Annotated in this window: 25 protein-coding genes; 17 read left to right on the top strand and 8 right to left on the bottom strand. The window is 73.9% G+C overall.

The window, feature by feature from the left end; genetic code table 11:
- Positions 1-130: 130 nt before the first annotated feature.
- From ftsH to O2V63_RS01145, 6 genes are all read left to right on the top strand, one after another.
- Positions 131-2,131, top strand: coding sequence for an ATP-dependent zinc metalloprotease FtsH (gene ftsH, locus O2V63_RS01120; protein WP_269165736.1), 2,001 nt, complete (start codon positions 131-133; stop codon positions 2,129-2,131).
- 122 nt (positions 2,132-2,253) lie between these two features.
- The gene (folE, locus tag O2V63_RS01125) at positions 2,254-2,841 is read left to right on the top strand and encodes a GTP cyclohydrolase I FolE (RefSeq protein WP_269178501.1); all 588 of its coding nucleotides are present in this window, start codon (positions 2,254-2,256) and stop codon (positions 2,839-2,841) included.
- Positions 2,838-3,695, top strand: a complete 858-nt coding sequence (gene folP / locus O2V63_RS01130; protein WP_269165737.1) for a dihydropteroate synthase — start codon at positions 2,838-2,840, stop codon at positions 3,693-3,695. The genes folE and folP overlap by 4 nt, the downstream gene beginning before the upstream one ends.
- Entirely contained in the window at positions 3,688-4,050 is a 363-nt protein-coding gene (gene folB, locus O2V63_RS01135; RefSeq protein ID WP_269165738.1) for a dihydroneopterin aldolase, read from the top strand. The genes folP and folB overlap by 8 nt, the downstream gene beginning before the upstream one ends.
- Entirely contained in the window at positions 4,047-4,550 is a 504-nt protein-coding gene (gene folK / locus O2V63_RS01140; protein WP_269165739.1) for a 2-amino-4-hydroxy-6-hydroxymethyldihydropteridine diphosphokinase, read from the top strand. Before folB ends, folK begins: the two co-directional genes overlap by 4 nt.
- Entirely contained in the window at positions 4,547-5,050 is a 504-nt protein-coding gene (locus tag O2V63_RS01145) for a DUF3180 domain-containing protein (RefSeq protein ID WP_269165740.1), read from the top strand. The genes folK and O2V63_RS01145 overlap by 4 nt, the downstream gene beginning before the upstream one ends.
- Before the next feature lie 47 nt (positions 5,051-5,097).
- On the opposite strand, the gene O2V63_RS01150 is transcribed toward O2V63_RS01145, so the two are convergent.
- The 4 genes from O2V63_RS01150 to O2V63_RS01165 form a co-directional block, all read right to left on the bottom strand.
- The gene (locus tag O2V63_RS01150; RefSeq protein ID WP_269165741.1) at positions 5,098-6,057 is read right to left on the bottom strand and encodes a glycine betaine ABC transporter substrate-binding protein; all 960 of its coding nucleotides are present in this window, start codon (positions 6,055-6,057) and stop codon (positions 5,098-5,100) included.
- An 86-nt stretch (positions 6,058-6,143) separates the two neighbouring features.
- The gene (locus O2V63_RS01155; protein WP_269165742.1) at positions 6,144-6,986 is read right to left on the bottom strand and encodes an ABC transporter permease; all 843 of its coding nucleotides are present in this window, start codon (positions 6,984-6,986) and stop codon (positions 6,144-6,146) included.
- Positions 6,983-7,675 carry an ABC transporter permease gene (locus tag O2V63_RS01160; RefSeq protein WP_269165743.1) on the bottom strand — a complete coding sequence of 231 codons (693 nt, stop codon included), beginning with the start codon at positions 7,673-7,675 and terminating at the stop codon, positions 6,983-6,985. The genes O2V63_RS01155 and O2V63_RS01160 overlap by 4 nt, the downstream gene beginning before the upstream one ends.
- Entirely contained in the window at positions 7,672-8,808 is a 1,137-nt protein-coding gene (locus O2V63_RS01165) for an ABC transporter ATP-binding protein (protein ID WP_269165744.1), read from the bottom strand. The genes O2V63_RS01160 and O2V63_RS01165 overlap by 4 nt, the downstream gene beginning before the upstream one ends.
- Before the next feature lie 301 nt (positions 8,809-9,109).
- Between O2V63_RS01165 and O2V63_RS01170 the strand changes: the two genes are divergently transcribed.
- On the top strand, positions 9,110-10,681 hold the full coding sequence (locus O2V63_RS01170) for a DUF6779 domain-containing protein (RefSeq protein WP_269165745.1): 1,572 nt from the start codon (positions 9,110-9,112) through the stop codon (positions 10,679-10,681).
- Here O2V63_RS01170 and O2V63_RS01175 read toward each other — a convergent pair.
- Complete coding sequence (locus tag O2V63_RS01175) at positions 10,678-11,430, bottom strand: SDR family oxidoreductase (protein WP_036334588.1); 753 nt, start codon at positions 11,428-11,430, stop codon at positions 10,678-10,680. The two genes, O2V63_RS01170 and O2V63_RS01175, sit on opposite strands and share 4 nt — an antisense overlap.
- Positions 11,431-11,755: 325 nt before the next feature.
- Between O2V63_RS01175 and O2V63_RS01180 the strand changes: the two genes are divergently transcribed.
- The 9 genes from O2V63_RS01180 (at position 11,756) to O2V63_RS01220 (ending at position 22,347) form a co-directional block, all read left to right on the top strand.
- Positions 11,756-12,712 (top strand): Rossmann-like and DUF2520 domain-containing protein, encoded by a 957-nt coding sequence (locus tag O2V63_RS01180; RefSeq protein WP_269165746.1) that lies wholly within the window; start codon positions 11,756-11,758, stop codon positions 12,710-12,712.
- Positions 12,709-13,563 (top strand): pantoate--beta-alanine ligase, encoded by an 855-nt coding sequence (gene panC, locus O2V63_RS01185; protein WP_269165747.1) that lies wholly within the window; start codon positions 12,709-12,711, stop codon positions 13,561-13,563. Before O2V63_RS01180 ends, panC begins: the two co-directional genes overlap by 4 nt.
- A gap of 11 nt (positions 13,564-13,574) precedes the next feature.
- The gene (gene panD, locus O2V63_RS01190; RefSeq protein ID WP_269161446.1) at positions 13,575-13,988 is read left to right on the top strand and encodes an aspartate 1-decarboxylase; all 414 of its coding nucleotides are present in this window, start codon (positions 13,575-13,577) and stop codon (positions 13,986-13,988) included.
- A gap of 14 nt (positions 13,989-14,002) precedes the next feature.
- Entirely contained in the window at positions 14,003-15,670 is a 1,668-nt protein-coding gene (locus tag O2V63_RS01195; RefSeq protein ID WP_269165748.1) for an L-aspartate oxidase, read from the top strand.
- Positions 15,667-16,635: a carboxylating nicotinate-nucleotide diphosphorylase gene (nadC, locus tag O2V63_RS01200; RefSeq protein WP_269165749.1), complete on the top strand. Its 969-nt coding sequence runs from the start codon at positions 15,667-15,669 to the stop codon at positions 16,633-16,635. The genes O2V63_RS01195 and nadC overlap by 4 nt, the downstream gene beginning before the upstream one ends.
- A gap of 1 nt (position 16,636) precedes the next feature.
- Positions 16,637-17,461: a type III pantothenate kinase gene (locus O2V63_RS01205; RefSeq protein WP_269165750.1), complete on the top strand. Its 825-nt coding sequence runs from the start codon at positions 16,637-16,639 to the stop codon at positions 17,459-17,461.
- A gap of 11 nt (positions 17,462-17,472) precedes the next feature.
- Complete coding sequence (gene lysS / locus O2V63_RS01210) at positions 17,473-18,978, top strand: lysine--tRNA ligase (protein ID WP_269165751.1); 1,506 nt, start codon at positions 17,473-17,475, stop codon at positions 18,976-18,978.
- Between the two features lie 140 nt (positions 18,979-19,118).
- Positions 19,119-19,472 (top strand): histone-like nucleoid-structuring protein Lsr2, encoded by a 354-nt coding sequence (locus O2V63_RS01215; protein WP_269165752.1) that lies wholly within the window; start codon positions 19,119-19,121, stop codon positions 19,470-19,472.
- A gap of 328 nt (positions 19,473-19,800) precedes the next feature.
- Positions 19,801-22,347: an ATP-dependent Clp protease ATP-binding subunit gene (locus tag O2V63_RS01220; RefSeq protein ID WP_269161452.1), complete on the top strand. Its 2,547-nt coding sequence runs from the start codon at positions 19,801-19,803 to the stop codon at positions 22,345-22,347.
- 93 nt (positions 22,348-22,440) lie between these two features.
- On the opposite strand, the gene O2V63_RS01225 is transcribed toward O2V63_RS01220, so the two are convergent.
- Positions 22,441-23,355, bottom strand: a complete 915-nt coding sequence (locus O2V63_RS01225) for an A/G-specific adenine glycosylase (protein ID WP_269165753.1) — start codon at positions 23,353-23,355, stop codon at positions 22,441-22,443.
- Positions 23,356-23,538: 183 nt separating this feature from the next.
- Here O2V63_RS01225 and O2V63_RS01230 point away from each other — a divergent pair, with 183 nt between their 5' ends.
- Entirely contained in the window at positions 23,539-24,264 is a 726-nt protein-coding gene (locus O2V63_RS01230) for a MucR family transcriptional regulator (protein ID WP_269165754.1), read from the top strand.
- 76 nt (positions 24,265-24,340) lie between these two features.
- Here O2V63_RS01230 and disA read toward each other — a convergent pair whose 3' ends face one another.
- Positions 24,341-25,423 (bottom strand): DNA integrity scanning diadenylate cyclase DisA, encoded by a 1,083-nt coding sequence (disA, locus tag O2V63_RS01235; RefSeq protein ID WP_269165755.1) that lies wholly within the window; start codon positions 25,421-25,423, stop codon positions 24,341-24,343.
- 112 nt (positions 25,424-25,535) lie between these two features.
- Entirely contained in the window at positions 25,536-26,903 is a 1,368-nt protein-coding gene (gene radA, locus O2V63_RS01240) for a DNA repair protein RadA (protein WP_269165756.1), read from the bottom strand.
- Positions 26,904-26,907: the final 4 nt, after the last annotated feature.

Below are 26,907 nucleotides of genomic sequence, written 5' to 3' on the forward strand. Positions count from 1 at the left end.
CCTGCGGTGTACCTTCGGCACCAACGACGTCGCCCCGCGCGGGGCGTCCCCAGGGTCGCGAGCGGCGTCCAGCGACGATCAGGAGGGTCGACGGGCAGGCCGGGCTCACCCCGGCGCCCGGCCACGGTGTATGGAACGTAAGAAGATCTTCCGGAGCGTCTGGTTCTGGATCGCCATCGTCGTCCTGCTGGCCTTCGTCGGCTCCAGCTTCTTCCGTGGTGACCCCGAGTACCAGGAGGTCTCGACCTCCACGGCGCTCGCCCAGTTCGCCGAGGGCAACGTCGACGCCGCCACCATCAACGACCGCGAGCAGACGGTCGACCTCGACCTGATCGACCCGGTCGAGGGCAGTGACCAGGTCACCGCCTTCTACCCGGTCGGCGCCGAGGAGGACGTCTTCGACCTGGTCAGCGGCCTGGGTGAGGGCGAGGGCGTCGACTTCGACACCAACGTCTCCCAGGACAACCTGCTGGTCAGCATCCTGGTCAGCTTCCTGCCCTTCGTGCTCCTCCTGCTGCTGCTCTTCTGGCTGTTCAGCTCCATGCAGGGCGGCGGCCGGGGCGTGATGGCCTTCGGCAAGTCCAAGGCCAAGATCGTCAGCAAGGACACCCCGAAGACGACGTTCGGCGACGTCGCCGGGGCCGACGAGGCGATCCAGGAGCTCCACGAGATCAAGGACTTCCTGCAGAACCCGGTCAAGTACCAGGCGATCGGCGCGAAGATCCCCAAGGGCGTGCTGCTGTTCGGCCCGCCCGGCACCGGCAAGACGCTGCTGGCCCGCGCCGTCGCCGGTGAGGCGGGCGTGCCGTTCTACTCGATCTCCGGGTCGGACTTCGTGGAGATGTTCGTCGGCGTCGGCGCCAGCCGGGTCCGCGACCTGTTCACCCAGGCCAAGGAGAACGCCCCGGCGATCATCTTCATCGACGAGATCGACGCCGTCGGCCGCCAGCGCGGCGCCGGCATGGGCGGCGGGCACGACGAGCGCGAGCAGACGCTGAACCAGATGCTCGTCGAGATGGACGGCTTCGACGTCAAGGGCGGGGTCATCATGATCGCCGCCACCAACCGGCCGGACGTCCTGGACCCCGCGCTGCTGCGCCCCGGCCGGTTCGACCGGCAGATCCCGGTCGACCGCCCCGACCTGCTGGGCCGGACGGCGGTGCTCAAGGTGCACGCCACCGGGAAGCCGCTGGCCGACGACGTCGACCTGGAGACCGTGGCCCGCCGCACGCCCGGCTTCACCGGCGCCGACCTGGCCAACGTGCTCAACGAGGCTGCGCTGCTCACCGCCCGCCAGGACGGCACGGTCATCACCGACGCCACCCTCGAGGAGGCGATCGACCGCGTGCTGGCCGGTCCGGAGCGCAAGACCCGGGCGATGAGCGAGAAGGAGAAGAAGGTCACCGCGTACCACGAGGGCGGCCACGCCCTGGTGGCGCACGCACTGCCGAACACCGACCCGGTGCACAAGGTGACGATCCTGCCGCGCGGCCGATCGCTGGGCCACACCCTCGTGCTGCCCACCGAGGACCGGTACACCCAGACCCGCTCGGAGATGATCGACACGCTGGCGTACGCGCTGGGCGGCCGGGCGGCCGAGGAGCTGGTCTTCCACGAGCCCACCACCGGCGCCGGCAACGACATCGAGAAGGCCACCTCGTTGGCCAAGTCGATGGTCACCCAGTACGGGATGAGCGCGAAGCTCGGCGCCGTCAAGTACGGCAGCACCGACTCCGAGCCGTTCCTGGGCCGGGACATGGGCTCGCGGCCGGACTACTCCGACGCCGTCGCCGCCGACATCGACGGCGAGGTGCGTGCGCTGATCGAGGCCGCGCACGACGAGGCGTGGGAGATCCTGGTCGAGTACCGGGACGTCCTGGACCGCCTGGTGCTCGAGCTGCTCGAGCGGGAGACCCTGTCCCGCGAGGACATGGACCGGATCTGTGCCGGGGTGGTCAAGCGCCCGTCGATGGCGCCGTACAACGGCTTCGGCAAGCGCACCCCCTCGGAGCGTCCGCCGGTGCTGACCCCGGCCGAGGTCGCCGCGGCCAACGGCGCGGTGCACGGCTCGGCCAACGGCGCCACACAGGCGCCGGTCGGCGATGTCGGCGCACCGGCCCAGGGCCGGTGAGCAACGCACTCGGGGGAGCGGGACTCGGGGGAGCGGCACTCGGGGGAGGCGCGGACGGTCAGGGCGGCACCCGTCGGGGGCCGGTCGACGGGGTCGGTCAGGACCCCCGGACCGGCGACCCGGTGGCTGACCTGGCCGAGGGCCGGGTCGACGCGGCCCGGATCGAGGCCGCGGTCCGGGAGATCCTGCTGGCGATCGGGGAGGACCCCGAGCGGCCCGGCCTGGTCGACACCCCGGCGCGGGTCGCCCGGGCCTACGGGGAGACCTTCGCCGGCCTGAGCCAGGACCCGTACGACGTCCTGGCGACGACGTTCGACGAGGACCACGACGAGCTGGTCCTGGTCAAGGACATCCCGATGTACTCGACGTGTGAGCACCACCTGGTGCCCTTCCACGGCCGGGCGCACATCGGCTACATCCCCGGCGCCGACGGACGGGTCACCGGGCTGTCCAAGCTGGCCCGCCTGGTGGAGGTCTACGCCCGGCGGCCGCAGGTGCAGGAGCGGATGACCCGGCAGATCGCCGACTCGCTGTTCGAGGTGCTCAAGCCGCAGGGCGTCATCGTCGTGGTCGAGGCCGAGCACCTGTGCATGGCGATGCGAGGCGTCCGCAAGCCCGGCGCCACCACGATCACCTCGGCGGTGCGTGGGATCTTCCGGGAGAGCCCGGCCACCCGCAGCGAGGCGATGAGCCTCATCCTGGGCAGGTGAGCAGCTCCCTGCCGCGGCCGGGGCGGTGCCTGGTGATGGGCGTCCTCAACGTCACGCCGGACTCCTTCTCCGACGGCGGCTGCTACGCCGATGCGGGTGCCGCGATCACCCACGGGCTCGAGATGCACGCCGCCGGTGCGGACTACGTCGACGTCGGTGGTGAGTCGACCCGGCCGGGCGCCGACCGGGTCGACACGGCCGAGGAGTGCCGACGGGTGGTGCCGGTGGTCCGGGAGCTGGCCGACGCCGGCGTGCGGGTCAGCGTGGACACCACTCGCGCGGAGGTCGCCGCCGCCGCCCTGGAGGCCGGGGCGGTGCTGGTCAACGACGTCAGCGGCGGTCTGGCCGACGAGGGCATGGCCCGGCTGGTGGCCGACACCGGGGTGCCCTGGGTGCTGATGCACTGGCGCGGGCACAGCCGGGAGATGTACGCGGCAGCGCGCTACGGCGACGTCGTCACCGAGGTCGGCGCGGAGCTCACCGCCCGGGTCGAGGACGTCGTGGCCGCCGGCGTCGACCCCGCCCAGCTGGTGCTGGACCCGGGCCTGGGCTTCGCCAAGAACGCCGAGCACAACTGGACGCTGCTGGCCGGGCTGGACCGGCTGGTCGCCCTCGGGCTCCCGGTGCTGGTCGGCGCCTCCCGCAAGACGTTCCTCGGCCGGCTGCTGGCCGGGCCGGACGGCGAGGTCCGCCCGGTCGAGGGCCGGGAGGCGGCGACCCTGGCGATCTCGGTGCTGGCCGCGCAAGCCGGTGCCTGGGGGGTGCGGGTGCACGACCCGGTGCAGTCGCTGGACGCGATCGCCACCCTGGCCGCCGTGCGTGCCGCCGCCGGCGCAGGAGTGGCACGTGGCTGACCGGATCACCGTGCACGGCCTCACCGGGCACGGCTTCCACGGCGTCTACCCTCCCGAGCGCGAGCACGGGCAGACCTTCCGGGTCGACGCGGTGCTCGAGCTGGACACCGCCCCGGCCGCCGCGGACGACGACCTGACCAAGACCGTCCACTACGGCGAGCTGGCCCAGCAGCTGCACGCCGTGCTCGTCGGCGAGCCGGTCGACCTGCTGGAGACGCTGGCCCAGCGGCTGGCCGACCTGTGCCTGGCCTACCCGGTGGTCGACGCGGTGGAGATCACCGTGCACAAGCCGGAGGTCGACCTCGGCGTGCCGGCCGACGACGTGACCGTGGCGATCCGCAGGACCCGCCGGTGAGCCGGGCGGTCCTCTCCCTCGGTGGGAACCTCGGCGACCGGGCCGGCACGCTGCGACGGGCGCTGGTGGCGCTGCAGGAGCACGGCCTGGTGGCCCGGTCGACGCTGTACGAGACGCCGCCGTGGGGGCCGGTCGAGCAGCCGCCGTACCTCAACGCGGTCGCCGTCGTCCGGGGTGAGCGGGACGCCGCCGGCTGGCTCGCCCTGGCCCACGAGCTCGAGCAGGCCGCCGGGCGCACCCGGGAGGTCCGCTGGGGCGCCCGGACACTGGACGTCGACGTCGTCACGGTCACCGCCGCCGACGGGACACCGGTGGTCTCGGCCGACCCGGTGCTGACCCTGCCGCACCCGCGGGCCGCGGAGCGGGCCTTCGTGCTCGTCCCGTGGCTGGCGCTGGACCCCACGGCGACCCTGCCGGGGCACGGCCGGGTCGCCGACCTGGTGGCGGCGCTGCCGGCCGACGAGGTGGCCGCGGTCGTCCGCTGGGAGAAGCTGGCATGACCTCGGTCCGCCGACGGGACCTGCTGGCCCTCGCGGTCGGGCTGGCGCTGGCCAGCTGGCTGCTGGTCCGGGCCGGCTACGGCTCGCTGCCGCAGCTGCAGTGGTGGCTGCCGGTGCCGCTCGGCGTGCTGGCCGTCGCCGAGCTGCTCGGCGCCCGGGCGCTGGCGGCCCGGATGTCCGCGCAGCGCGACCGCCGTCCGTCGCCGGGCCGGACCCCGGGCGCCACCCGGCCGGTCGAGCCGATGCTGGTGGCCCGGGTGGCGGTGCTCGCCCAGGCCAGCGCCTACGTCGGCGCGGTGCTCACCGGCTGCTGGGCGGGGCTGCTGCTGCACACGGTGCCGCAGCTGGGCCGGCTGTCCGCGGCCACCGCCGACACCGTCACCGGCGTCCTCGGCGTCGTGTTCGCCGCCGGGCTCACCGCCGCCGCGCTGTGGCTGGAGCACGTCTGCAAGATCCCGCCCGGCGAGGACGACGACGCGGCACCGACCGCCCGGGCCTGAGGCGGTCCGGCCGGGCGGGAGAACCCGACCGCCCGGACCGCCGGGGGTCAGGGCTGCTCGGCCAGGTCGGCGATCGAGGTGAGGCCGTACTCCTCCGCGGTCTCCCTGGTCACCACGATGGCGTCCTTGTCCTGGGCCTCCGACTGCTCGAGCACGGTCAGGTTCTCCGGCAGGGCCTCGGGGAGCGCGGCGTAGACCTCCTCGGAGCTGACCGCGGTCGCCTCCTCGTCGAAGTGCTCCAGCAGCACACCGGTGTACTCCGGGATCAGGTCGATCGACCCGTCCTGCAGGGCGGGCATGTAGACCTCCCGGCTGCCGATGTTGAGCTGCGTCTCCACCGTCGCGCCCTGGGCCTGCAGTGCCTGCGCGTAGATGTTGGCCAGGGTGATGTTCTCCGGGAAGTTGGCCGAACCGATGGTGAGGTCCGTCCCGGCGGCCTGGGTGCCGGTCGCGTCCAGCCCGCGCTCCGCCAGCCACTGCCCGGCGACCGCGGCCGGGTCCTGCCGGTCGATGATCACCTGCTCGTTGAGTGCGATCAGGTCCTCGGTGGTGAGCTCCGCGGACACCGCGTTCAACACGGCGGCAACGCCGTCGGTGGCCTCCTCGGTGCTGATCAGCGGGACCACGTTCTGCGCGGCGAACAGGTTCTCCGGGTCCTCGAGGACCACCCAGTCGTTGGCCGCAATGTTCGGGTCGGTGGTGAAGATGTCGGCTGCGTCGATCTGGCCGTTGGCCAGCGCGTTGACGGTCAGCGGGCCGCCGGCGTCGAGGCTGCGGAACTCGCCGAAGGTGATGCCGTAGACCTCCTCCAGGCCGGGGACGCCGTCGGGCCGGGTCTGGAACTCCGGCGGCCCGCCGAGGACCAGGTCGGCGGCGATGGTGTCGCCGCCCCCGGCGGGGGTGCTCTCGCCCCCTCCCGCGCTGCTGCTGCCCGACTCCCCGCACGCGGTCAGTGCCGTGAGCAGGACGGTCCCGCCGGTCAGCGCCGTGGCGATCCTGCGGTTCATGTGGTCTCTCCTGAGGTCAGCCGCGGCGCGGTGCGCCGGGTCGTTGGGTGCCGGGTGGCGGGTGCCACCCGTGGAAGGGGACCGGGTCACCCCGAGGGGCGATCGCCGGAGGGGGTCAGGGCAGCCGCCGGTGTGGTCGGCTGCCCGGCGCGCCGGCCACCGTCGGGCCCGCCGCGCGGTGGTTCGGGCCGCACCACGGTCACCGCTGCGGCGCGGCTGTCCCGGGTCGACCGGCGGGAGAACCGGCCGGAGACGCCGCGTGAGACGGTCGCGCGCTGCGCCAGCGAGAGGGCCAGGTCGACCAGCAGGGCCAGTGCGGCGACCAGGACCGCACCGCCGGCCATCTGGCCGAAGTCCCGGCTGGCCAGCCCGTCGTAGACGTAGCGCCCCAGGCCCCCGAGACCGACGTAGGCCGCGATCGTCGCGGTGGCGATGACCTGCAGCGCGGCGCTCCGCAGGCCGGAGAACACCAACGGGAGGGCGTTGGGCAGCTCCACGCGGAACAGCACCTGCCGGCCGGTCATCCCCATGCCGCGGGCGGCGTCGCGGACGGCCGGTGGCACGTTCCGCACCCCGGCGTAGGTGTTGGCCAGGATCGCCGGCAGGGCGAGCAGGACCAGGGCGATCTCCGTGGGCACCAGGTAGACGGCGTCCCCGCGGCCGCGGATCAACGGCGACACCATGACGTAGAGGAGGATCAGCAGACCGACCGTCGGCAGCGCGCGGAGTCCGTTCGCCACTGACACCAGCCACGACGCCCGGCCGGTGTGGCCGAGGACGAGCCCCAGCGGGAAGGCGATCACGCCAGCGATCGACAGGGCGATCGCGGTGTACGCCAGGTGGGCGGCGGCCTGCTCGACGATGCCGGGCGTGACCCGGGTGCCGGTCCAGTTCTGCGGGTCGTTGAGCCACAGGAGCATCTCGTTCATCGGGCCGCCGACACCCGCTGCCACGGGGTGACCAGGCGGGCACCGAGGACGATCAACCGGTCGAGCAGCAGCGCCAGCGCGACGCAGAGCACGATGCCCAGCACGATCGGCGGGTAGTAGGGGCCGGTCACCGACAACTGGAACCCCGTGATGAACAGCTGGCCGAGCTGGGGGATCCCGATGGTCGCCGCGATGGCGACCAGGCTGACGTTGGCGACCATGGCCACCCGCAGGCCCGCGGCGATGACCGGGACGGCCAGCGGGAGCTCCACGGTCCGCAGCCGCTGGAGGCGGGTGAAGCCCATCGCGGTGGCCGCCTGCACGGCGTCGTCGGGGACGGCGGCCAGGCCGTCGGCGACCACCCGCACCAGCAGTGCGACGGTGTAGAGCGTCAACGCGGCGACCACGTTGAGCGGGTCGAGGATCTGCGTGCCCAGCACGGTCGGCATGACGACGAACAACGCCAGCGACGGGATCGTGTAGAGCAGACCGGACACCGAGACGACCGGCGGGTAGGCCCACCGGTACCGGCGGGCCAGCCAGCCGATCGGGAAGGCCACGAGCAGCCCGATCACGACGGGCAGGACCGAGAGCCAGGTGTGCGCCCACAGCAGGTCCAGCACCTCGGCCCGGTGGTCGGCGAAGTAGCCGAACAGGTCCCAGGGTGCCGAGCCGTCGGCCGAGTTCATGGCCGGACCCGGGCGGAGGGGTCCGCGGTCGCGGCGTGCAGGTGTTCCAGGACGGTGCCGGCCCGGACCGAGCCGATGAGCCGCCCGTCCTCGTCCACCACCACACCGCGACCGCTGGGCGAGGAGAGCGCGGCGTCCAGTGCCTCGCGCAGGGTGCCGCCGAGCGGGGACAGGGTGCCGCCCAGGTTGAGCAGGTCGGGGGTGACGGGGTCGCCCGGCGCGGGCCCGGGCCCGCCGTCGGGATGGGCGCGGAGGTGCAGCCAGCCCTGGGGGAGCTCCCCGTCGTCGACCACGAGCACCCAGTCGTCGACCGCGACGTCGTGCGCCCGGGCCACCGGCGAACCGAGGACCACGGTCGGCTCGGCTGCCACGGCCACCTCGGCGGAGACGAAGCCCAGCGCCCGGTAGCCGCGGTCACGACCGACGAAGCCGGCCACGAAGGGGTCCGCGGGGGTGGCCAGCAGGTCGGCAGGGGTGGCCAGCTGGGCCAGCCTCCCGCCCACGGCCAGGACGGCCACCCGGTCGCCGAGCCGGATCGCCTCGTCGATGTCGTGGGTGACGAAGAGGATGGTCTTGCCCAGCTCGCCCTGCAGCCGCAGGAACTCCTGCTGCAACTGGTCACGGACCACCGGGTCGACGGCGCTGAACGGCTCGTCCATCAGCATGACCGGCGGGTCGGCGGCCAACGCCCGGGCCACGCCCACCCGCTGCTGCTGACCACCGGAGAGCTGGGCCGGATAGCGGTCGGCGAAGGAGGCCGGCAGCCCGACCAGCTCCATCAGCTCGATCGCCCGGCTGCGCGCCTGCCGACGGCCGCTCCCGGTGAGCAGCGGGACGGTCGCCACGTTGTCGACGACGGTGCGGTGCGGGAAGAGCCCGGCGTGCTGGATGACGTACCCGATGCCCCGGCGCAGGTCGGTGGCGGACACGGAGGTGACGTCGCGATCGTCGATGGTGATCGTGCCGGAGGTGGGCTCGACCATCCGGTTGACCATCCGCAGGCTGGTGGTCTTGCCACAGCCGGACGGCCCGACCAGCACGGTGATCTGGCCCGAGGGTGCGGTCAGACTCAGTTCGTCGACCGCGACCGTCCCGTCGGGGTACGCCTTGGACACCGCGTCGAACCGGATCATCGGGCTCCTCCCTGGGGTGTCCCGCGGCCGGCCGCGGGGGAGCGGCCCGACCGTCCGGCCGCCGCGAGGACGACCGGGGCGGCGGAGAGAGGTTCAGTCACCGACCCTCCTCGACCAGCTGGCTGTCCCAGACGCACCCGGCCGGTGGCGTCCGTGCTGGTCGACGACCCGTGTCCCACAATCGAATCACATGCCGCCGACACGGCGAGGCGTCCGGCGGCCCACATGGTCCCCCGTGGGACGGCGGCGCGCACGACCGCAGGTGAGACCGGTCGATGGTCCTCGCCTCTACCCTGCAGGCATGACCGGTCGTCAGGGCGACATCACCCGCGGTCACCTCACCGCCGTCGCGCCCGCTCCGAGGCCCACGCCGCGGGTCTGGTCGGCGATCGCGCTCGTGCTGGCCGTGCCGGCCACGGCCGCGGTCTTCCTCACCGAGAACCCACTGCACCTGCGCGTGGCGCTGCTCGCCGTCTGCTGGGCCTTCGTGATCGCCGCCTTCCTCGCCGGCAGCCGGCGCGCCGACCAGGTGGCCGCAGCCGCCCGGGAGGCCGAGCTCCGGCACGCCTACGACGTGGAGCTGGCGCGGGAGGTCGCCGCCCGGCACGAGCACGAGGCCCAGCTGGAGAACCGGCTCCGGCGCGAGGCCGAGCAGGCCATGCGTGCCGAGCTGGGCCAGCTGCGCACCGAGCTCACCGCCCTGACCGAGCTGCGCGGTGAGCTCACCGCCCTGCCCGAACTGCGCCGCTCGGTCGCCGCGCTGAGCGGGCTGCGCGCCGAGCTGGCCGGGCTGGGCGAGCTGCGCAGCGACCTCGGCCGGATGCGCAGCGAGCTGACCGAGCAGCTGTCCGGTGAACTGCTGATCGAGCGCATGGTGATGCGGGCACAGTCCGTCCGCGGTCCGGGGCAGCCCGCCGACGCCGGTCGCGCGGTGGAAGGCGCACCGCCGGCCTGGGAGTCCTCCGGGTGGGTGTCGTCCCCGGCCGGGTGGGACCCCCGCAGCGACGTCGGCCGGGCCCTCCCGACGGCCGCCGCCGAACCCCGCGACGAGCCCCCGTCGGCGCCCAGCTCGGCGCGCCAGTCGGTCGCCGTGGCTGCTCCGTCCGCGCCGGCCGAGGAGCCGCCCTCCCGGGACCGGACGCCCTCGCCGCTGGAGTGGCTGGTCGAGGAGGCCGTGCTGGAGAGGGCCGTGCTCGAGGAGGCGGTGCTGGAGAGGGCGGTGCTCGAGGAGGCGGTGCTGGACGAGGCGGTGCCCGAGCCGTGGGTCGAGCCGAGCCCGAGGTCGCCGCTGGCGTGGCTGGAGGACGAGGCGCGGCTCGGCGCAGTCGGCCGGCCTCCCGCTGAGCTGCCCGTGGTGCCGATGCCCTCCCGGCCGCCGCTGCCCGAGCCGGCGCTCCGCGTGTCCGACGTCGTGGCCGCGATGTCGGAGCCGGTGGAGCCGCCGCGGCGTCGCCACCGCCGGGCCGCGGAGCCCGACGAGGAGGGTGTCGCCCCCGACGACGGCCGCCGGCGCAGCCACGCCGCGCCGGAGGAGCGCCTGGTCACGAGCGCCGGCTGGTCGGACGGGGCAACCGCGGCCGTCGGCCCCGTCCCGGGCACGCCGGTCGCGGACCTCCCGCCGTGGGCGTCCTGGGAGCCGCCGGCCGAGCCGGCCGCGACGGACGACGCGGCGCTCAGGAGCTGGTCGGACGTCCCGACCGCGGACCCCACGCCCCGGGCGGCACCCCCGGCGCAGGGACACGCCCGGCTGGAGCAGATCCTGGCCGAGAGCGGGGTCTCCGCGCCCCGTGGCGGCCGGTCCCGGCGGCGCCGCTACCGCGACGAGGGCGACGACGCCGGCGACGACGTCCTCGCCCGGGTGCTCGGCCGCTAGATCGGGCCGCGGGACAGTGCGCCGCCGTCGAGCACCAGGGTCTGCCCGGTGACCCAGCCGGCCTGGTCGCTGAGCAGGTAGGCGGCCGCCTCACCGATGTCCTCGGGCACACCGAGCCGGCCGACCGGGTACTGACCGCCCAGCTCGTCCTCGCGGCCGGTGAACAGCGCCTCGGCGAACCGGGTCTTCACCACGGCCGGGGCGACGGCGTTGACCCGCACCTTGGGTCCCATCTCCACGGCCAGCTGCGTGGTCAGGTTGATCAGCGCGGCCTTGCTGACGCCGTAGGCGGCGATCCCCTCGCTGGACTTCAGCCCGGCGACCGACGCCACGATCAGCACCGAGCCGCCGTGCTCGGACATCCACGCCTTCCAGGCCTCCTGGACCAGGCCGAGGCTGGCGACGACGTTGGTGTCCAGGATCTTGCGGAAGGCGTCCAGCGGGGCGTCCATCAGCGGGCCGAACACCGGGTTGATGCCGACGTTGCCGACCAGCACGTCCAGGCTGCCGAAGGTGTCGATCGCGGTGCGGACGGCCTCGGCGCGGTGCTCGGGGTCGCCGACGTTCCCCGCCACGGCGACCGCCTTCTCCGGGCCGCCGAGCGCCTCCACCGCCTCGGCGAGCGCGTCGGGCTTGCGCGCGGTGACCACCACCCGGGCGCCTCGCTCCACCAGGCTCTGCGCGATCGCCAGGCCGATGCCCCGGCTCGCGCCCGTCACCAGTGCAGTGCGTCCTTCGAAGCTGCTCACCGTGCTCCTCCTGCTCACCAGTGCCGGCTCCGCTGCCGGCCGACCCACCCAATCACGGGCAGACTCGGCCCCGGAGGTCGCCCGGGTGAGTCAGGACACACCTCGCCGGCGTTGCCCGGGATGCTGTGGATGACAGACTCGTTCCTGGCGGTACACCTGCGTGACACGTCCTCCGGGGTGGTTGCAGCAGACGGCCCGCCACGATCCACCGCTCCGTGCACCACCGCTCCATGCACCACAGCACCACCACACGGCCCACGACGACGTGGGACGACGCGACCTGAGTCCGGTACCCGCGAGGGACTGGAACGAGAGGTGCACCGGGATGTCCGTCCGTCCCCGCGCGAACTCCGCGCGCCCTGCTGTCCTGCCTGCGGGTCTGCCCGCCGCGACCGAGGCACCGGCCCGCCTGCGGGTCGGGATCGTCGGCGCCGGCCGGGTCGGTGCCGTGCTCGGCGCCGCGCTCTCCGCCGCCGGCCACGAGGTGGTCGCCGCCTCCGGGGTGTCCGCCGCCTCCGCCGAACGCGCGGCCCGCCTGCTGCCCGGCGTGCCGCTGCTGCCCGCCGACGAGGTCGTCGCCGCCAGTGACCTGGTGGTGCTCGCCGTGCCGGACGACACCCTCGCCGGCCTGGTCGCCGGCCTGGCCGAGACCGGCGCCTGGCGGCGCGGCCAACTGCTCTTCCACACCTCCGGTGCGCACGGCCTGGGCGTCCTGCTGCCGGCCGAGCGCAGCGGCGTCCTGACGCTGGCCCTGCACCCGGCGATGACCTTCTCCGGCGCACCCGAGGACGCCGCCCGGCTGGTGGCCGCCCCGTTCGGGGTCACCAGCCGCCCCGAGCACCGCCCGGTCGCCGAGACCCTGGTGCTGGAGATGGGCGGCGAGCCCTGCTGGATCGCCGAGGCCGACCGCGGGCTCTACCACGCAGCCCTGGTCACCGGTGCGAACCACCTGGTCACGCTGGTCGCCGAGGCCGCCGACCTGCTCCGGGCCGCCGGCGTCGACCAGCCGGCCCGGCTGCTCACCCCGCTGCTGACCGCCGCGCTGGACAACGGGCTGCGCCACGGTGACCGCGGGCTCACCGGCCCGGTCAGCCGCGGCGACGTCGGCACCGTGGCCGGGCACCTGGAGACGCTGACCGAGCGGGCGCCCGCGGCCGTCGACGCCTACGTGGCCCTGTCCCGCCGCACCACCGAGCGCGCGCTGGCCGCCGGCCGGCTCAAGCGGCACGAGGGTGCGTCGCTGCTGGAGCTGCTCGACTCGGCCGAGGAGAGGGCGCGATGAGCCTGTCCGTCCGGTCGCCGGTGGTCGCGGAGACGACCGCCGACCTGCGCCGGCTGCGGGCCGGGCTGCCCGGGCCGGTCGTGCTGGTGCCCACGATGGGCGCCCTGCACGAGGGGCACCGCGCGCTGGTCCGCGCCGCCCGGGAGCTCGGCGGCAGCGTCGTCGTCTCGGTGTTCGTCAACCCGACCCAGTTCGGCCCCGGCGAGGACTTCGACCGCTACCCCCGCACCTGGGACGCCGACCTGGCCGCGCTCGCCGAGGAGGGCGCCGACCTGGTGTTCCACCCGCCGGCCGACGAGGTGTACCCGTCCGGCGCACTCGGGGTCACCGTGCAGCCCGGGCCGCTGGGGGAGGTGCTGGAGGGCGCCGTCCGCCCCGGGCACTTCGCCGGCGTGCTCACCGTGGTGGCGAAGCTGTTCGGCCTGGTCCGCCCGGACGTCGCCGTCTTCGGCGAGAAGGACTACCAGCAGCTGACGCTGATCCGGGCGATGGCCCGCGAGCTGGCGTTGGGGGTGCAGGTGGTCGGCGTCCCGACGGTCCGCGAGGACGACGGCATGGCGCTGTCCTCCCGCAACCGCTACCTGTCCCCGGAACAGCGCCAGGCGGCGGCGGCGTTGTCCGCAGCACTGCGTGCGGGTGCCCAGGCGGGGCCGCAGGGCGCCGACGCGGTCCTGGCCGCGGCCCGCGCGGTCCTCGCCGAGGCGCCCGACCTGCTCCAGGACTACCTGGAACTGACCGATCCAGATCTCGGACCGGCACCCGCCGCCGGACCCGCCCGGCTGCTGGTCGCCGCCCGCGCCGGCAGCACCCGACTCATCGACAACACCGCTGTGGAACTGGGGAACCGCTGATGATGCGCACCATGCTCAAGAGCAAGATCCACCGGGCCACGGTGACTCAGGCCGACCTGCACTACGTCGGGTCGGTCACCGTCGACGAGGACCTGATGGACGCCGCCGACCTGCTGGCCGGCGAGCAGGTGGCGATCGTCGACGTCACCAACGGCGCCCGGCTGGAGACCTACGTCATCCCCGGCGAGCGCGGCACCGGCGTGCTGGGCATCAACGGTGCCGCGGCGCACCTGGTGCACCCCGGCGACCTGGTGATCCTGATCAGCTACGGCCTGATGGACGAGTCCGAGGCCAAGTCCTATCTGCCGGCGGTCGTGCACGTCGACGCCGACAACCGCGTCGTCGAGCTGGGCGCCGACCCCTCGGCCCCGGTACCGGGCGCGACGGACCAGCAGCGCAGCGACCTCGGCGTCCCGGTCCGGTGACCCGAGCCGCAGAAATGGCCATTTCTGCGGACGCGGTGCCGGGGCTGCCGCTGCGGCTGCGGGCTCCCGCCCCAGGGTGGGAGCTGACCGCCGACGTCTGCGTGGTGGGCTCCGGGGTCGCCGGGCTCTGCGTGGCGCTGCACGCCCGTGCGGCGGGGCTGTCGGTCGCCGTCGTCACCAAGGTCGAGGTGGACGACGGCTCGACCCGCTGGGCGCAGGGCGGGATCGCCGCCGTCCTGGACCCGGCCGACACCCCGGCCGCGCACGCCCGGGACACCGAGGTGGCCGGGGTGGGGCTCTGCGACCCGGACGCCGTCCAGGCGCTGGTCACCGAAGGGCCCGAGCGGCTGCACCAGCTGATCAGCTGGGGGGCCGCGTTCGACCGCGGCCCGACCGGCCGGCTGCTGCTCACCCGGGAGGGCGGCCACTCCACCGACCGGATCGTGCACGCCGGCGGCGACGCCACCGGGGCGGAGGTCCAGCGGGCGCTGCGCGATGCGGTGGCCGCCGACCCCGGGGTGACGCTGGTCGAGCACGCGATGGTGCTGGACCTGCTGCGGGACGCCGACGGCCGCGCCGCCGGCGTCACCCTGCACGTGCTCGGCGAGGGCAGCGCCGACGGCGTGGGCGCGGTGCGGGCCCGGGCCGTGGTGCTCGCCACCGGCGGGATGGGCCAGGTGTACGCCGCCACCACCAACCCGGGCGTCTCCACCGGCGACGGCGTGGCCCTGGGTCTGCGGGCCGGGGCGGTCGCGACCGACCTCGAGTTCGTCCAGTTCCACCCCACCGCCCTCTACCTGGGCCCGGACGCCCGGGGACAGCAGCCGCTGGTCTCCGAGGCGCTGCGCGGGGAGGGGGCCGTGCTGCGCGACGGCGCCGGGGAGCGGTTCATGCCGGATGTGCACCCGCTCGCCGAGCTGGCCCCCCGCGACGTGGTGGCCAAGGCGATCACCCGGGTGCAGCTGCGCGACGGCGTCGACCACGTCTGGCTCGACGCCCGCGGGCTGCCCGGGCTGGCCGCGCGCTTCCCGACCATCGTGGCCCGTTGCCGCGAGGCCGGGATCGATCCGCTGACCGAGCTGGTGCCGGTCACCCCGGCCGCGCACTACGCCTCCGGGGGGCTGGCCACCGACCTGTCCGGGCGGACGACCGTGCCCGGCCTCTACGCCTGCGGCGAGGTCGCCTGCACCGGCGTGCACGGGGCCAACCGGCTGGCGTCGAACTCCCTGCTGGAGGGGCTGGTCTTCGCCGCGCGGATCGGTGAGGCGCTGGCCCGGGAGCTGCCGGTGCCCGCTGCTGCGCGGCCGGCCGACCCGCGGCCGGCCGGGCTGGTCGACGTGGCCGCCCGCGCGCCGCTGACCGCGGCGATGTCGGCCCGGGTGGGTGCGCTGCGCAGCGGTCCGGGGCTGGCCGAGGCCGCCGGGCAGCTGGCGGCGCTGGGGGAGTGGACCACCGCCGTCCCCGGGGTGCCCGGCTGGGAGACCACCGACCTGCTCACCGTCGCCACCGCGATCACCGCCGCGGCCGCCGCGCGCGAGGAGACCCGCGGCTGCCACTGGCGGGAGGACCACCCCGAGGCGGTCGAGGACTGGCAGGTGCACCTGGACGTGCGACTGGACGACGACGGGCGGGTCCGGCTGACCCGCCGCCCGGTCGGCGAGCCCGTGGCGGTGCACTGGTGAGCGAGCATGTGCCCGTGACCGCCCCGGCTGCCCGCGCCCTCCCCGCCGACCCCACCGATCTGACCGCCACCGGTCTGACCGCCGCCTGGGTCGCCGAGCTCGTCGAGCGCACCCTGACCGAGGACCTGACCGGCGGCGCCCCGCTGCCCAGCGCCCCCGACGTCGCCGTCGGCTACGACGTGACCAGCGCCGCGACCGTCCCCGGCACCCAGTTCGGGACGGCGGACCTCGTCGCCCGGGCCGACGGCGTGGTCGCCGGGCTGCCGCTGGCTGCCCGGGTGTTCACCCGACTGGCGCCCGGGGCCACGCTCACCGCCGGCGCGGCCGATGGCGACCGGGTGCGCCGCGGCGACGTGCTGCTCACCGTGCGCGGGCCGGTGCGGGCGCTGCTGGCCGCCGAGCGCAGCGCGCTGAACATCGCCAGCCGGGCCAGTGGCATCGCCACCGCCACCCGCGCCTGGGTCGACGCCGTCGCCGGCACCGGCGCGGTCGTGCTGGACACCCGCAAGACCACCCCGGGGCTGCGGCCGCTGGAGAAGTACGCGGTGCGCTGCGGCGGCGGGTCGAACAAGCGGATGGGCCTCTACGACGTGGCGATGGTGAAGGACAACCACGTCGCCGCGGCCGGGTCGGTGGCCGCCGCCGTCGCGCTGGTCCGGGAGCGTGCGCCCCGGATCACCGTGCAGGTCGAGTGCGACACCCTGGAGCAGGTCGGCGAGGCGCTGGACGCCGGCGCCGACTTCCTGCTGCTGGACAACATGACCCCCGACCAGCTGCGGCAGGCCGTGGCGTTGGTCGGCGACCTGGACGTCGACCTGGAGGCCACCGGCGGGCTCACCCTCGACGTCGCGCGGGAGGTGGCCGACACGGGCATCGACTACCTCTCCGTCGGCGCGCTCACCCACTCCTCGCCGATCCTGGACCTCGCCCTCGATCTCCAGGCCCTCGACCTGCGGGCGGGCTGACGTGCTGCTCACCGTCGACGTCGGCAACAGCCAGACGGTGCTGGCCACCTTCGACGGCGCCCGGCGGCTGGACTGCTGGCGGGTGACGACGCAGCCGCGGGCCACCGCCGACGAACTGCACATGCTGTGGCGCGGGCTGCTGCGCGACACCGTGGTCACCGGGGTAGCGGTCTGCTCCACCGTGCCCGCGCAGCTGCCGGCGCTGCGACAGCTGCTCGACCGGCTCGCCGTCCCGGTCACCCTGATCGGGCCGGGCGTGCGCACCGGGGTGCCGCTGCACGTGGACAACCCGCGCGAGGTGGGGGCCGACCGGGTGGTCACCGCGCTGGCCGCCCACGAGCTGTACGGCCGCCGTCCCGACGGCACCGGCCGGCCGGTCGTGGTGGTCGACTTCGGCACCTCCACCACCGTCGACGCCGTCGGCCCGGACGGGCAGTTCCTCGGCGGGGCGCTGGCCCCCGGCGTCGAGGTGAGCCTGGACGCGTTGGCCTCACGTGCCGCGCAGCTGCGCTCGGTGGAGCTCACCGTCCCGACCCAGGCGATCGGGAAGAACACCGTCGCGGCCCTGCAGTCCGGGATGGTCCTCGGCTTCGCCGGGCTGGTCGACGGACTGGTCGCCCGGATCGCCGCCGAACTGGTCGCGCAGTTCGGCGCCGCCCCGGTGGTGGTGGCCACCGGCGGACTGCACCGGCTGCTCGTCGACAGCTGCCGGTCCATCGGGGAGCGTGAGCCCGATCTCACCGTGCACGGCCTGCGGCTGGCCTTCGAACGGCACCAGTCCTCCGGCGGGGCCAGCGGTGGCGGGACGTCGTCCGGCCGCCCGTAGGCTCTGTGGACGTGAGTGAGGAACCTGCTGGCCCGCCCGAGGACGAACTGCCCGAGCAGCTGCGGGTCCGGCGGGCCAAGCTCGACCGGCTGCGTGAGGCCGGCGTCGACCCCTACCCGGTCACCGTCGCCCGCACCACCACCCTCGCCGAGGTGCGCGCCGCGCACCCCGACCTGGAGCCGGACACGATGACCGGCGAGCAGGTCGGCGTCACCGGGCGGGTCATCTTCTCCCGCAACACCGGCAAGCTCTGCTTCGCGACGTTGCGCGAGGGCGACACCGAGCTGCAGGTCATGCTCTCCCGGGACCGGGTCGGCGAGGAGCCCCTCGCCGCGTGGAAGGCCGACGTCGACCTCGGTGACCATGTCCTGGTCACCGGCGAGGTCGGGACGTCGCGGCGCGGGGAGCTGTCCGTCTTCGCCGACTCCTGGCAGCTGGCCGCCAAGGCGCTGCGGCCGCTGCCGGTGGCGCACAAGCCGATGAGCGAGGAACTGCGCGTCCGCCGCCGCTACGTGGACCTGATCGTCCGCGACGAGGCGCGTCGCACGGTGCACCAGCGGTCCACCGTGATGAGCACGTTGCGCTCCGGTCTGACGACCCGTCGTTTCCTCGAGGTCGAGACGCCGATGCTGCAGACCGTGCACGGCGGCGCCGCTGCCCGGCCGTTCCGCACACACATGAACGCCTTCGACCTGGACCTCTACCTGCGCATCGCCCCTGAGTTGTTCCTCAAGCGCTGCATCGTCGGCGGGCTGGACCGGGTCTTCGAGATCAACCGGAACTTCCGGAACGAGGGCGCCGACTCCTCGCACTCCCCGGAGTTCGCGATGCTCGAGGCCTACGCCGCGTACTGGGATTACCAGGAAATGGCCCGGATGACCCAGGAACTGGTCCAGGAGTGCAGCACGGCGCTCTTCGGTGACCACGTCGCCCGGCACCACGACGGCACCGAACTCGACCTCTCCGGTGAGTGGCCGCAACTGTCGCTCTACACCGCGGTCTCCGACGCCGTCGGCGAGGAGATCACCCCGGAGACGCCGGTGCAGCAGTTGCGCGCGATCGCCGAACGGCACGACATCGGCGTCGACCCCGCGTGGCTGCCGGGGAAGGTCGTCGAGGAGGTCTTCGAGGCGCTCGTCCAGGACCGGCTGCAGTCGCCGACGTTCGTCATCGACTACCCGCTGGACACCTCACCGCTCACCCGCGCCCACCGGTCCGAGCCGGGCAAGGCGGAGAAGTGGGACCTCTACATCGGCGGGATCGAGCAGGGCACCGCCTACTCGGAGCTGGTGGACCCGGTCGTCCAGCGGGAGCGGTTCACCGCGCAGGCACTGTTGGCCGCCGCAGGGGACCCGGAGGCGATGGCCCTGGACGAGGACTTCCTCGAGGCGTTGGAGTACGGGATGCCGCCCACGGGCGGTCTCGGGTTCGGCATGGACCGGCTGATGATGACGCTCACCGGATTGGGGATCAGGGAGACGATCCTGTTCCCTTTGGTGCGCCCACTCCATCAATGACTCACCTGTCCGGGGGCATTTACCGGGTAAATGCCGCGAAATTGGCGTGAATGCCACAGTTCGTGGTGCAATGGGGCCGTCGATCACGGGGGAGCAGTGACGACAGTCAATGACCCCGCAGCAACAGGAGAGAACAGACAATGGCACGTAAGGTCCAGGTGATCCTGAGCGACGACCTCGACGACAGCATCTCTGCTGACGAGACGGTCACGTTCGCCCTCGACGGGACGACGTACGAGATCGACCTGTCGGACAAGAACGCCGCGGAGATGCGCGACGTGCTCGGCAAGTACGTCACGGCCGCCCGCAAGGTGAGCAGCCGCGGCACCCGGGCCTCGGGCGCAGGTCGGTCGCGGGCCACCGGTGGTGGCGGCCGGATGGACCGCGAGCAGGCCGGCGCGATCCGCGACTGGGCCCGCAGCAACGGCCACCAGGTCAGCGACCGCGGCCGCATCCCGGCCAGCGTCGTCGAGGCATTCGAAGCCGCCCACTGATCGAAGGACCTCCTGCCCCCCACCGCTCGCAGGCTCGCGGTGGGCGGCTGCAGGACGGCCGCCACTTCGGCCCGGCACCTCATCGAGGTGCCGGGCCGTCGTGCGTCCGCTCATGGCGTAACCGCGGCGGAACACCACTCCTGGGACGACAGTTGTCTCCATCGAGCCCCCCGAACGGTCCGACGGCCTGGTCTCGACGCCGATCGGGTGGTGCGAACTACAGTGGAACGACCGGTGCCCCAGCGCGCCGACGTACGTCGGGTGTCCACCGTCCCCTGCCGGGGACACGAGCACAGCAGGTCCAGCCGGTCAGAGGGAGATACAGCAGATGTTCGAACGGTTCACCGACCGAGCCCGTCGGGTGGTCGTCCTGGCCCAAGAAGAGGCCCGGATGCTCAACCACAACTACATCGGCACCGAGCACATCCTCCTGGGTCTGATCCACGAGGGCGAGGGTGTCGCCGCCAAGGCGCTGGAGTCCCTCGGCATCTCGCTGGAGGGCGTCCGTCAGCAGGTCGAGGAGATCATCGGGCAGGGCCAGCAGGCCCCGTCCGGCCACATCCCCTTCACCCCGCGCGCCAAGAAGGTCCTGGAGCTGTCGCTGCGCGAGGCGCTGCAGCTCGGCCACAACTACATCGGCACCGAGCACATCCTGCTCGGCCTGATCCGCGAGGGCGAGGGCGTCGCCGCCCAGGTCCTGGTGAAGCTGGGCGCCGACCTCAACCGCGTGCGCCAGCAGGTCATCCAGCTGCTGAGCGGCTACCAGGGCAAGGAGCCGGCCGCCGCCGGCGGGCCCGCCGAGGGCACCCCGTCGACCTCGCTGGTCCTCGACCAGTTCGGCCGCAACCTGACCCAGGCCGCCCGCGACGGCAAGCTGGACCCGGTCATCGGCCGGGCCAAGGAGATCGAGCGGGTCATGCAGGTGCTGTCCCGCCGCACCAAGAACAACCCGGTCCTGATCGGCGAGCCCGGCGTCGGCAAGACGGCGGCCGTCGAGGGCCTGGCGCAGGCCATCGTCAAGGGCGAGGTGCCCGAGACGCTGAAGGACAAGCAGCTCTACACCCTCGACCTCGGCGCGCTGGTCGCCGGTTCCCGCTACCGCGGTGACTTCGAGGAGCGGCTGAAGAAGGTCCTCAAGGAGATCCGCACCCGCGGCGACATCATCCTGTTCATCGACGAGATCCACACCCTCGTCGGGGCGGGCGCTGCCGAGGGCGCGATCGACGCAGCCAGCATCCTCAAGCCGATGCTGGCCCGTGGTGAGCTGCAGACCATCGGTGCCACCACGCTGGACGAGTACCGCAAGCACCTGGAGAAGGACGCCGCTCTCGAGCGCCGCTTCCAGCCCATCCAGGTCAGCGAGCCGACCCTCGCCCACACCATCGAGATCCTGAAGGGCCTGCGGGACCGCTACGAGGCGCACCACCGGATCAGCATCACCGACGGCGCACTGGTCGCCGCCGCGACGCTGGCCGACCGGTACATCTCCGACCGCTTCCTCCCGGACAAGGCGATCGACCTGATCGACGAGGCCGGCGCCCGGATGCGGATCAAGCGGATGACCGCCCCGCCGGACCTGCGCGAGTTCGACGACCGGATCGCGGCCATCCGCCGCGAGAAGGAGTCGGCCATCGACGGGCAGGACTTCGAGAAGGCCGCCTCTCTCCGCGACAAGGAGAAGCAGCTGCTGGGCGAGAAGGCCGAGCGCGAGAAGCAGTGGAAGGCCGGTGACATGGACGTCGTCGCCGAGGTCGACGACGAGCAGATCGCCGAGGTCCTCGCCAACTGGACGGGCATCCCGGTCTTCAAGCTGACCGAGGAGGAGACCACCCGGCTGCTCCGCATGGAGGACGAGCTCCACAAGCGGATCATCGGCCAGGAAGAGGCCATCAAGAGCGTCAGCCAGGCGATCCGGCGCACGCGGGCGGGCCTCAAGGACCCCCGTCGTCCCGGTGGCTCGTTCATCTTCGCCGGCCCCTCGGGTGTCGGTAAGACCGAGCTGGCCAAGGCGCTCGCGCAGTTCCTCTTCGGCGAGGACGACGCCCTCATCCAGATCGACATGGGCGAGTTCCACGACAAGTTCACCGTGTCGCGGCTCGTCGGTGCCCCTCCCGGCTACGTCGGTTACGACGAGGGTGGCCAGCTGACCGAGAAGGTGCGGCGCAAGCCGTTCTCGGTGGTCCTCTTCGACGAGATCGAGAAGGCGCACGCCGATGTCTTCAACACGCTGCTGCAGGTGCTGGAGGACGGCCGGCTGACCGACGGCCAGGGCCGGATCGTGGACTTCAAGAACACGATCCTGATCCTGACCACGAACCTCGGGACGCGGGACATCTCCAAGGCCGTCGGCCTCGGCTTCCAGGCCGGGAACGACAGCACCAGCAACTACGAGCGGATGAAGCTCAAGGTCAACGAGGAGCTCAAGCAGCACTTCCGGCCGGAGTTCCTCAACCGCATCGACGACATCGTCGTGTTCCACCAGCTCACCGAGGACGAGATCGTCCACATCGTGGACCTCATGCTCGCCCGGCTGGAGACGCAGCTGTCGAACAAGGACATGTCGCTGGAGGTCACGCCGGCGGCGAAGAAGCTGCTCGCGGCCCGCGGCTTCGACCCGGTGCTGGGTGCGCGGCCGCTGCGCCGCACGATCCAGCGCGAGATCGAGGACACGCTGTCGGAGAAGATCCTCTACGGCGAGATCGCCTCCGGGCAGATCATCGTGGTGGACGTCGAGGAGGACGCCGACCCGACGGCCTCGCGCTTCACCTTCCGCGGTGAGGCCAAGCCGATCGACATGCCCGACACCCCGCCGGTCGCCCTCACGGGCGCCGACGGCGAGGACGAGGGTCCGGCGGCGGCCGCGCAGGCCGAGTGATCGACGACCCCGTCCACTGACGGGGTCCTGACAGGGGCCGTCCTCCGCATCCGCGGAGGGCGGCCCCTCGTCGTCTGTCCGGCCGGGGCTGTCTCAGCCGGGGAGGGAGAAGCGGCCGTCCGGGGTCTGCTCGACCAGCCCGTCCACCAGCAGGGAGTCCAGGCAGCGCGAGCGCTGGACGGCGTCGTCCCACGCCGGCGTCAGTGCATCGGCCTGGACCGGCTCCGGTGCGGCCCGCAGCACGTCGAGCAGCCGACCTCGCACCTGACGGTCGGTGCCGGCGAACGCCTGCACCCGCCGCGGGGGGCCGTCGTACGCCGGCGAACCGGCCAGCCGCCACGCGCACCGGTCAGAGACGGGGCAGGCGCCACAGCGAGGGGTGCCGGCGACGCAGACGAGGGCACCGAGCTCCATGACGGCCACGGAGAACCGCACCGCGCGGGCGTCGTCGGCCGGCGCCAGCGCGGCGATGTCGGTCAGGTCCGACGCCCGGGCGGGTGCCGCCTCGGCGCGTCCGTGCACCAGCCGTGCGACGACCCGTCGGACGTTGGTGTCGACGACCGGCTGGCGGCTGCCGTGGCCGAAGCAGGCGACGGCCCGGGCGGTGTACGTGCCGATCCCTGGCAGCGCCTCCAGGTCGGCGACGTCGGCGGGTACCGCGCCGCCGTGGCGTTCGGTGATGGCGACGGCGGCCTCCCGAAGTCGCAGGGCCCGCCGCGGATAGCCGAGCTTGCCCCAGGCCCGGATCACCTCGGCCGGGCTGGCTGCCGCCAGGTCCGCCGCAGCAGGCCAGCGGACCAGCCACTCGCGCCAGACCGGCTCGACCCGGCGCACCGGCGTCTGCTGGAGCATGACCTCGCTGACCAGCACCGCCCACGGGTCGGTGCCGGGGGCGCGCCACGGCAGGTCCCGGGCGGCGCCGGCGTACCAGTCCACGAGGACGTCGCCGACGGCCTCTCCGGCGGGGGCGAGCCCGTGGCGTGCGGCGCCGGGCGGGGTGGTGCTCACGGGGACCCAGTGTGCCTGGGCCTCCGCGGACCTGCCGTCGGAGTGGCAGACGAACCGGGCCAGCACCCTCCGTCACCACCCGCCGGGTGGGCCGGGGTCCGGGACTGCGCCGGGGCGATGGGCACCCTCCGGTCAGGGCGTGGCGCGCTGTCGGCGACCGGCTCGCCGGTTAGCGTCGCCGACGTGCTGCACCCGGTCGGCCCGTTGCCCGCTGTCGTCTACTGGCGACGGCGTCTGCTGGTCCTCGGTTGCGCGGTGGGCGTGCTCGGTGGCGGCGGCTGGCTGGGGGTCGCGGTGGCCACCGGCTCGCCGGACGAGGACACCGTAGTGACCGCCGCGGGCGATGAGTCGGTACCCGCGCCGGCCCTGGACCAGGTCGTGCCGTCGCTGGCGGCGGTGCAGCTCCCGACGGCCGAGCCTGCCGAGGACCCGCAGGACGAGGACCCGCAGGACGAAGAGCCGCAGGACGAGGAGCCGGAGGATGAGGAGTCGTCGGCCGAGGCGCTGCCCGTGGACGGCGGGCCCTGCAACAACGACATGATCGGCGTCGAGGTGCGGCCGACCCCGGCCAGCAGCCCGGTCGGCAGCAAGCCGACGTTCGACCTGGTCGTCACCAACGTCTCGCCGGTCTCCTGCGTCCGTGCGCTGGACAAGGGGCTGCAGGAGATCGTCATGGTCGACGCGTCGGGCACCCGGGTGTGGGGGAGCAACGACTGCTTCCCGGAGGCGACGACGGACCCGCGGACTCTGCAGCCGGGGGAGTCCGTGGTGTTCCCGGTGGTGTGGGGTGGGCTGAGCAGCACCCCGGGGTGCACCGCGGAGCGCGTTCCGCCGGCACCGGGGGACTACCGGCTGCGCGGCCGGTTGGACACGGCGACCAGCCCCGACGCCGCCTTCACCCTGACCTGACGGGCCGCAGGCCCGTGCGGCCCCGCTGCAGGGGCCCGATGCGAGCTTGCGAGCGTTGGGGGGCAGCGGTCCTTCTTCAGCTGTAGCGGTCGAGGATGGAGGTCTCGGCGAGCCGGGACAGACCCTCCCGGATGCCGCGCGCCCGCGCCTCACCGACACCCTCCACGGCCAGGAGGTCCTCGATGGTGGCGGCCAGCAGCTTCTGCAGCCCGCCGAAGTGCGCGACCAGCCGGTCGATGATGCCCGCCGGCAGCCGCGGGACCCGGGCCAGCAGCCGGTAGCCGCGCGGGCTGACCGGGGAGTCCAGGGCGTCGGGGGAGGTCGGCAGGCCGTAGCAGCGGGCGACGGCGGAGAGGTCGAGCAGCTCGGTGGCCGTCAGGGCGCGCAGGTCGCCGAGCACCTCTTCGCCGGTGCGGTTCCGACGCGCGCTGGGGAGGTAGTCGCGGACCAGCAGGCCGCGGTCCTCCTCGACGCCGGCGAGCATCTCGTCCAGCTGCAGGGCGAGCAGCCGGCCGTCGGTGCCCAGCTCCACGACGAAGCCCTCGATCTCGTCGGCGATCCGCCGCACCATCTCCAGGCGCTGGCTGACGCTCATCGCGTCACGGACCGTGACGAGGTCCTCGATCTCGAGCGCGGACAGCGTGCTCGCGACCTCGTCGAGCCGGAGCTTGTAGCGCTCCAGGGCGGCGAGGGCCTGGTTGGCACGCGCCAGGATGGTCGTGGGGTGCTCGAGGGTGTACCGCCGGCCGGCGACGTACACCGAGATGATGTGCATCGACTGGCTCACGGAGATGACCGGGAACCCGGTCTGCAGTGCGACGCGCTCGGCGGTGCGGTGCCGGGTGCCGGACTCCTCGGTGGGGATCGTCGGGTCGGGCATCAGGTGCACACCGGCCCGGACGATCCGGGTGCCGTCGTAGGAGACGATCACGGCGCCGTCCATCTTGGCCAGCTCGCGGAGCCGGGTGGCCGACAGTGCGACGTCCAGGGCGAAGCCACCGGTGCAGAGGGACTCGACGACGCGGTCGTAGCCCAGGACGATCAGGGCTCCGGTGCGGCCGGCCAGGATCCGCTCCAGGCCGTCCCGGAGGGCGGTACCGGGGGCGATCCGGCCGAGCAGTTCCCGCAACGCGGCCTCGGGGTCCACAGCGGGGGACACGAACGCTCCTGACGGTCGGGCGGTACGGCGGCCGATCCTACGGGGCGGAGAGAGGAGGTCGGTCACCACGGGTCCCCCGTCAGGGCGTTCGCCCGGCGGCGGTCGCGCTGCGTCACCACATCCGGGTGAAGGCCGCTCCCAGGTCGGGCACCTCGATCAGCCGGATCCCCCGGGGTGCGGGACCGGAGTCCACCGGCACGAGTGCGGCGGTGTACCCCTGGCGTGCCGCCTCGGCCAGCCGCCGCCCGGTGCCCCCCACCCGCCGGATCTCCCCGGACAGCCCGACCTCGCCGATCGCGACCAGGCCGGCGGGCAGCGGGCGGTCCTTGGCGGCCGAGGCGATCGCCAGGGCCAGCGCCAGGTCGGCAGCCGGCTCGGCGATCCGGACGCCGCCGACGGAGGCGGCGAAGACGTCGGCGTCGGCCAGCCGGACCCCGCCGCGGCGCTCGACCACGGCGTTGATCATGGCGATCCGCTGGGAGTCCAGCCCGCTGACCGCGCGGCGTGGTGAACCGCCACCGCCGGCGGTCGCCACCAGGGCCTGCACCTCGGCGAGCAACGGCCGGCTGCCCTCCATCGTCACCGTCACGCAGCTGCCGGGCACCGGTGCGGACCGCCGGGAGACGAACAGGTGCGACGGGTCGGGGACGCCGACGACGCCGCCGTCGCCGATCTCGAAGCAGCCGATCTCGTCGGCCGGGCCGAACCGGTTCTTGGTGGCTCGCACCAGGCGCAGCGTCGAGTGGCGCTCGCCGTCGAAGGAGACCACCACGTCGACCAGGTGCTCGAGTGCCCGCGGCCCGGCGATCGCGCCGTCCTTGGTGACGTGGCCGACCAGGATCGTGGTCATGTTGCGGGCCCTGGCCACCGCGCTGAGGGCGCTGGCCACCGCGCGGACCTGGGTGGCCCCACCGTCGGTGCCGTCGACGGCGGGGGACCGGACGGTCTGCACGCTGTCGAGCACGAGCAGGGTGGGGCTCACGTCCTCCACGTGGGCGAGCACCGCGGACAGCTCGGTCTCCGCAGCCAGGTAGAGCTGGTCGTGCAGGGCGCCGATCCGCTCGGCCCGCAGCCGGACCTGCGCCGCGGACTCCTCGCCGGAGACGACCAGCGTCGGGCCGTTGGCCGCGGCCACCCGGTGGGCGACCTCCAGCAGCAGCGTGGACTTGCCGACGCCGGGCTCGCCGGCCACCAGCAGCACCGCTCCGGGCACCAGGCCGCCGCCGAGGACACGGTCGAACTCGGTGATGCCGGTGGGCACGGCCCGGGCGCCGGCGAGCTCCACCTGGCCGATCGGGCGCGCCTTGGCGCTGACCGGGCCGGCGGAGACGGCGCGCAGCGGGGAGCCGACGGTGCCGACCTCCTGCACGCTGCCCCAGGCCTGGCACTCCGGGCAGCGACCGACCCACTTCGCCGAGGCGTAGCCGCACTCGGAACAGCGATGGGCGGGACGGGAGGACTTCACACCGGATGCTGGCACGCCG

Origin of the sequence: Modestobacter sp. VKM Ac-2977 (assembly GCF_026968045.1) — a bacterium.
Lineage (GTDB): Bacteria > Actinomycetota > Actinomycetes > Mycobacteriales > Geodermatophilaceae > Modestobacter.

What these genes read in the sequence shown, in the direction of transcription:
- ftsH (WP_269165736.1), top strand. Translation starts at nt 131, where the DNA reads ATGGAACGTAAGAAGATCTTCCGGAGCGTCTGGTTCTGGATCGCCATC.
- O2V63_RS01145 (WP_269165740.1), top strand. Translation starts at nt 4,547, where the DNA reads ATGACCTCGGTCCGCCGACGGGACCTGCTGGCCCTCGCGGTCGGGCTG.
- O2V63_RS01150 (WP_269165741.1), bottom strand. Translation starts at nt 6,057, where the DNA reads ATGAACCGCAGGATCGCCACGGCGCTGACCGGCGGGACCGTCCTGCTC.
- O2V63_RS01155 (WP_269165742.1), bottom strand. Translation starts at nt 6,986, where the DNA reads ATGAACGAGATGCTCCTGTGGCTCAACGACCCGCAGAACTGGACCGGC.
- O2V63_RS01160 (WP_269165743.1), bottom strand. Translation starts at nt 7,675, where the DNA reads ATGAACTCGGCCGACGGCTCGGCACCCTGGGACCTGTTCGGCTACTTC.
- O2V63_RS01165 (WP_269165744.1), bottom strand. Translation starts at nt 8,808, where the DNA reads ATGATCCGGTTCGACGCGGTGTCCAAGGCGTACCCCGACGGGACGGTC.
- O2V63_RS01170 (WP_269165745.1), top strand. Translation starts at nt 9,110, where the DNA reads ATGACCGGTCGTCAGGGCGACATCACCCGCGGTCACCTCACCGCCGTC.
- O2V63_RS01180 (WP_269165746.1), top strand. Translation starts at nt 11,756, where the DNA reads ATGTCCGTCCGTCCCCGCGCGAACTCCGCGCGCCCTGCTGTCCTGCCT.
- panC (WP_269165747.1), top strand. Translation starts at nt 12,709, where the DNA reads ATGAGCCTGTCCGTCCGGTCGCCGGTGGTCGCGGAGACGACCGCCGAC.
- panD (WP_269161446.1), top strand. Translation starts at nt 13,575, where the DNA reads ATGCTCAAGAGCAAGATCCACCGGGCCACGGTGACTCAGGCCGACCTG.
- O2V63_RS01195 (WP_269165748.1), top strand. Translation starts at nt 14,003, where the DNA reads ATGGCCATTTCTGCGGACGCGGTGCCGGGGCTGCCGCTGCGGCTGCGG.
- O2V63_RS01215 (WP_269165752.1), top strand. Translation starts at nt 19,119, where the DNA reads ATGGCACGTAAGGTCCAGGTGATCCTGAGCGACGACCTCGACGACAGC.
- O2V63_RS01220 (WP_269161452.1), top strand. Translation starts at nt 19,801, where the DNA reads ATGTTCGAACGGTTCACCGACCGAGCCCGTCGGGTGGTCGTCCTGGCC.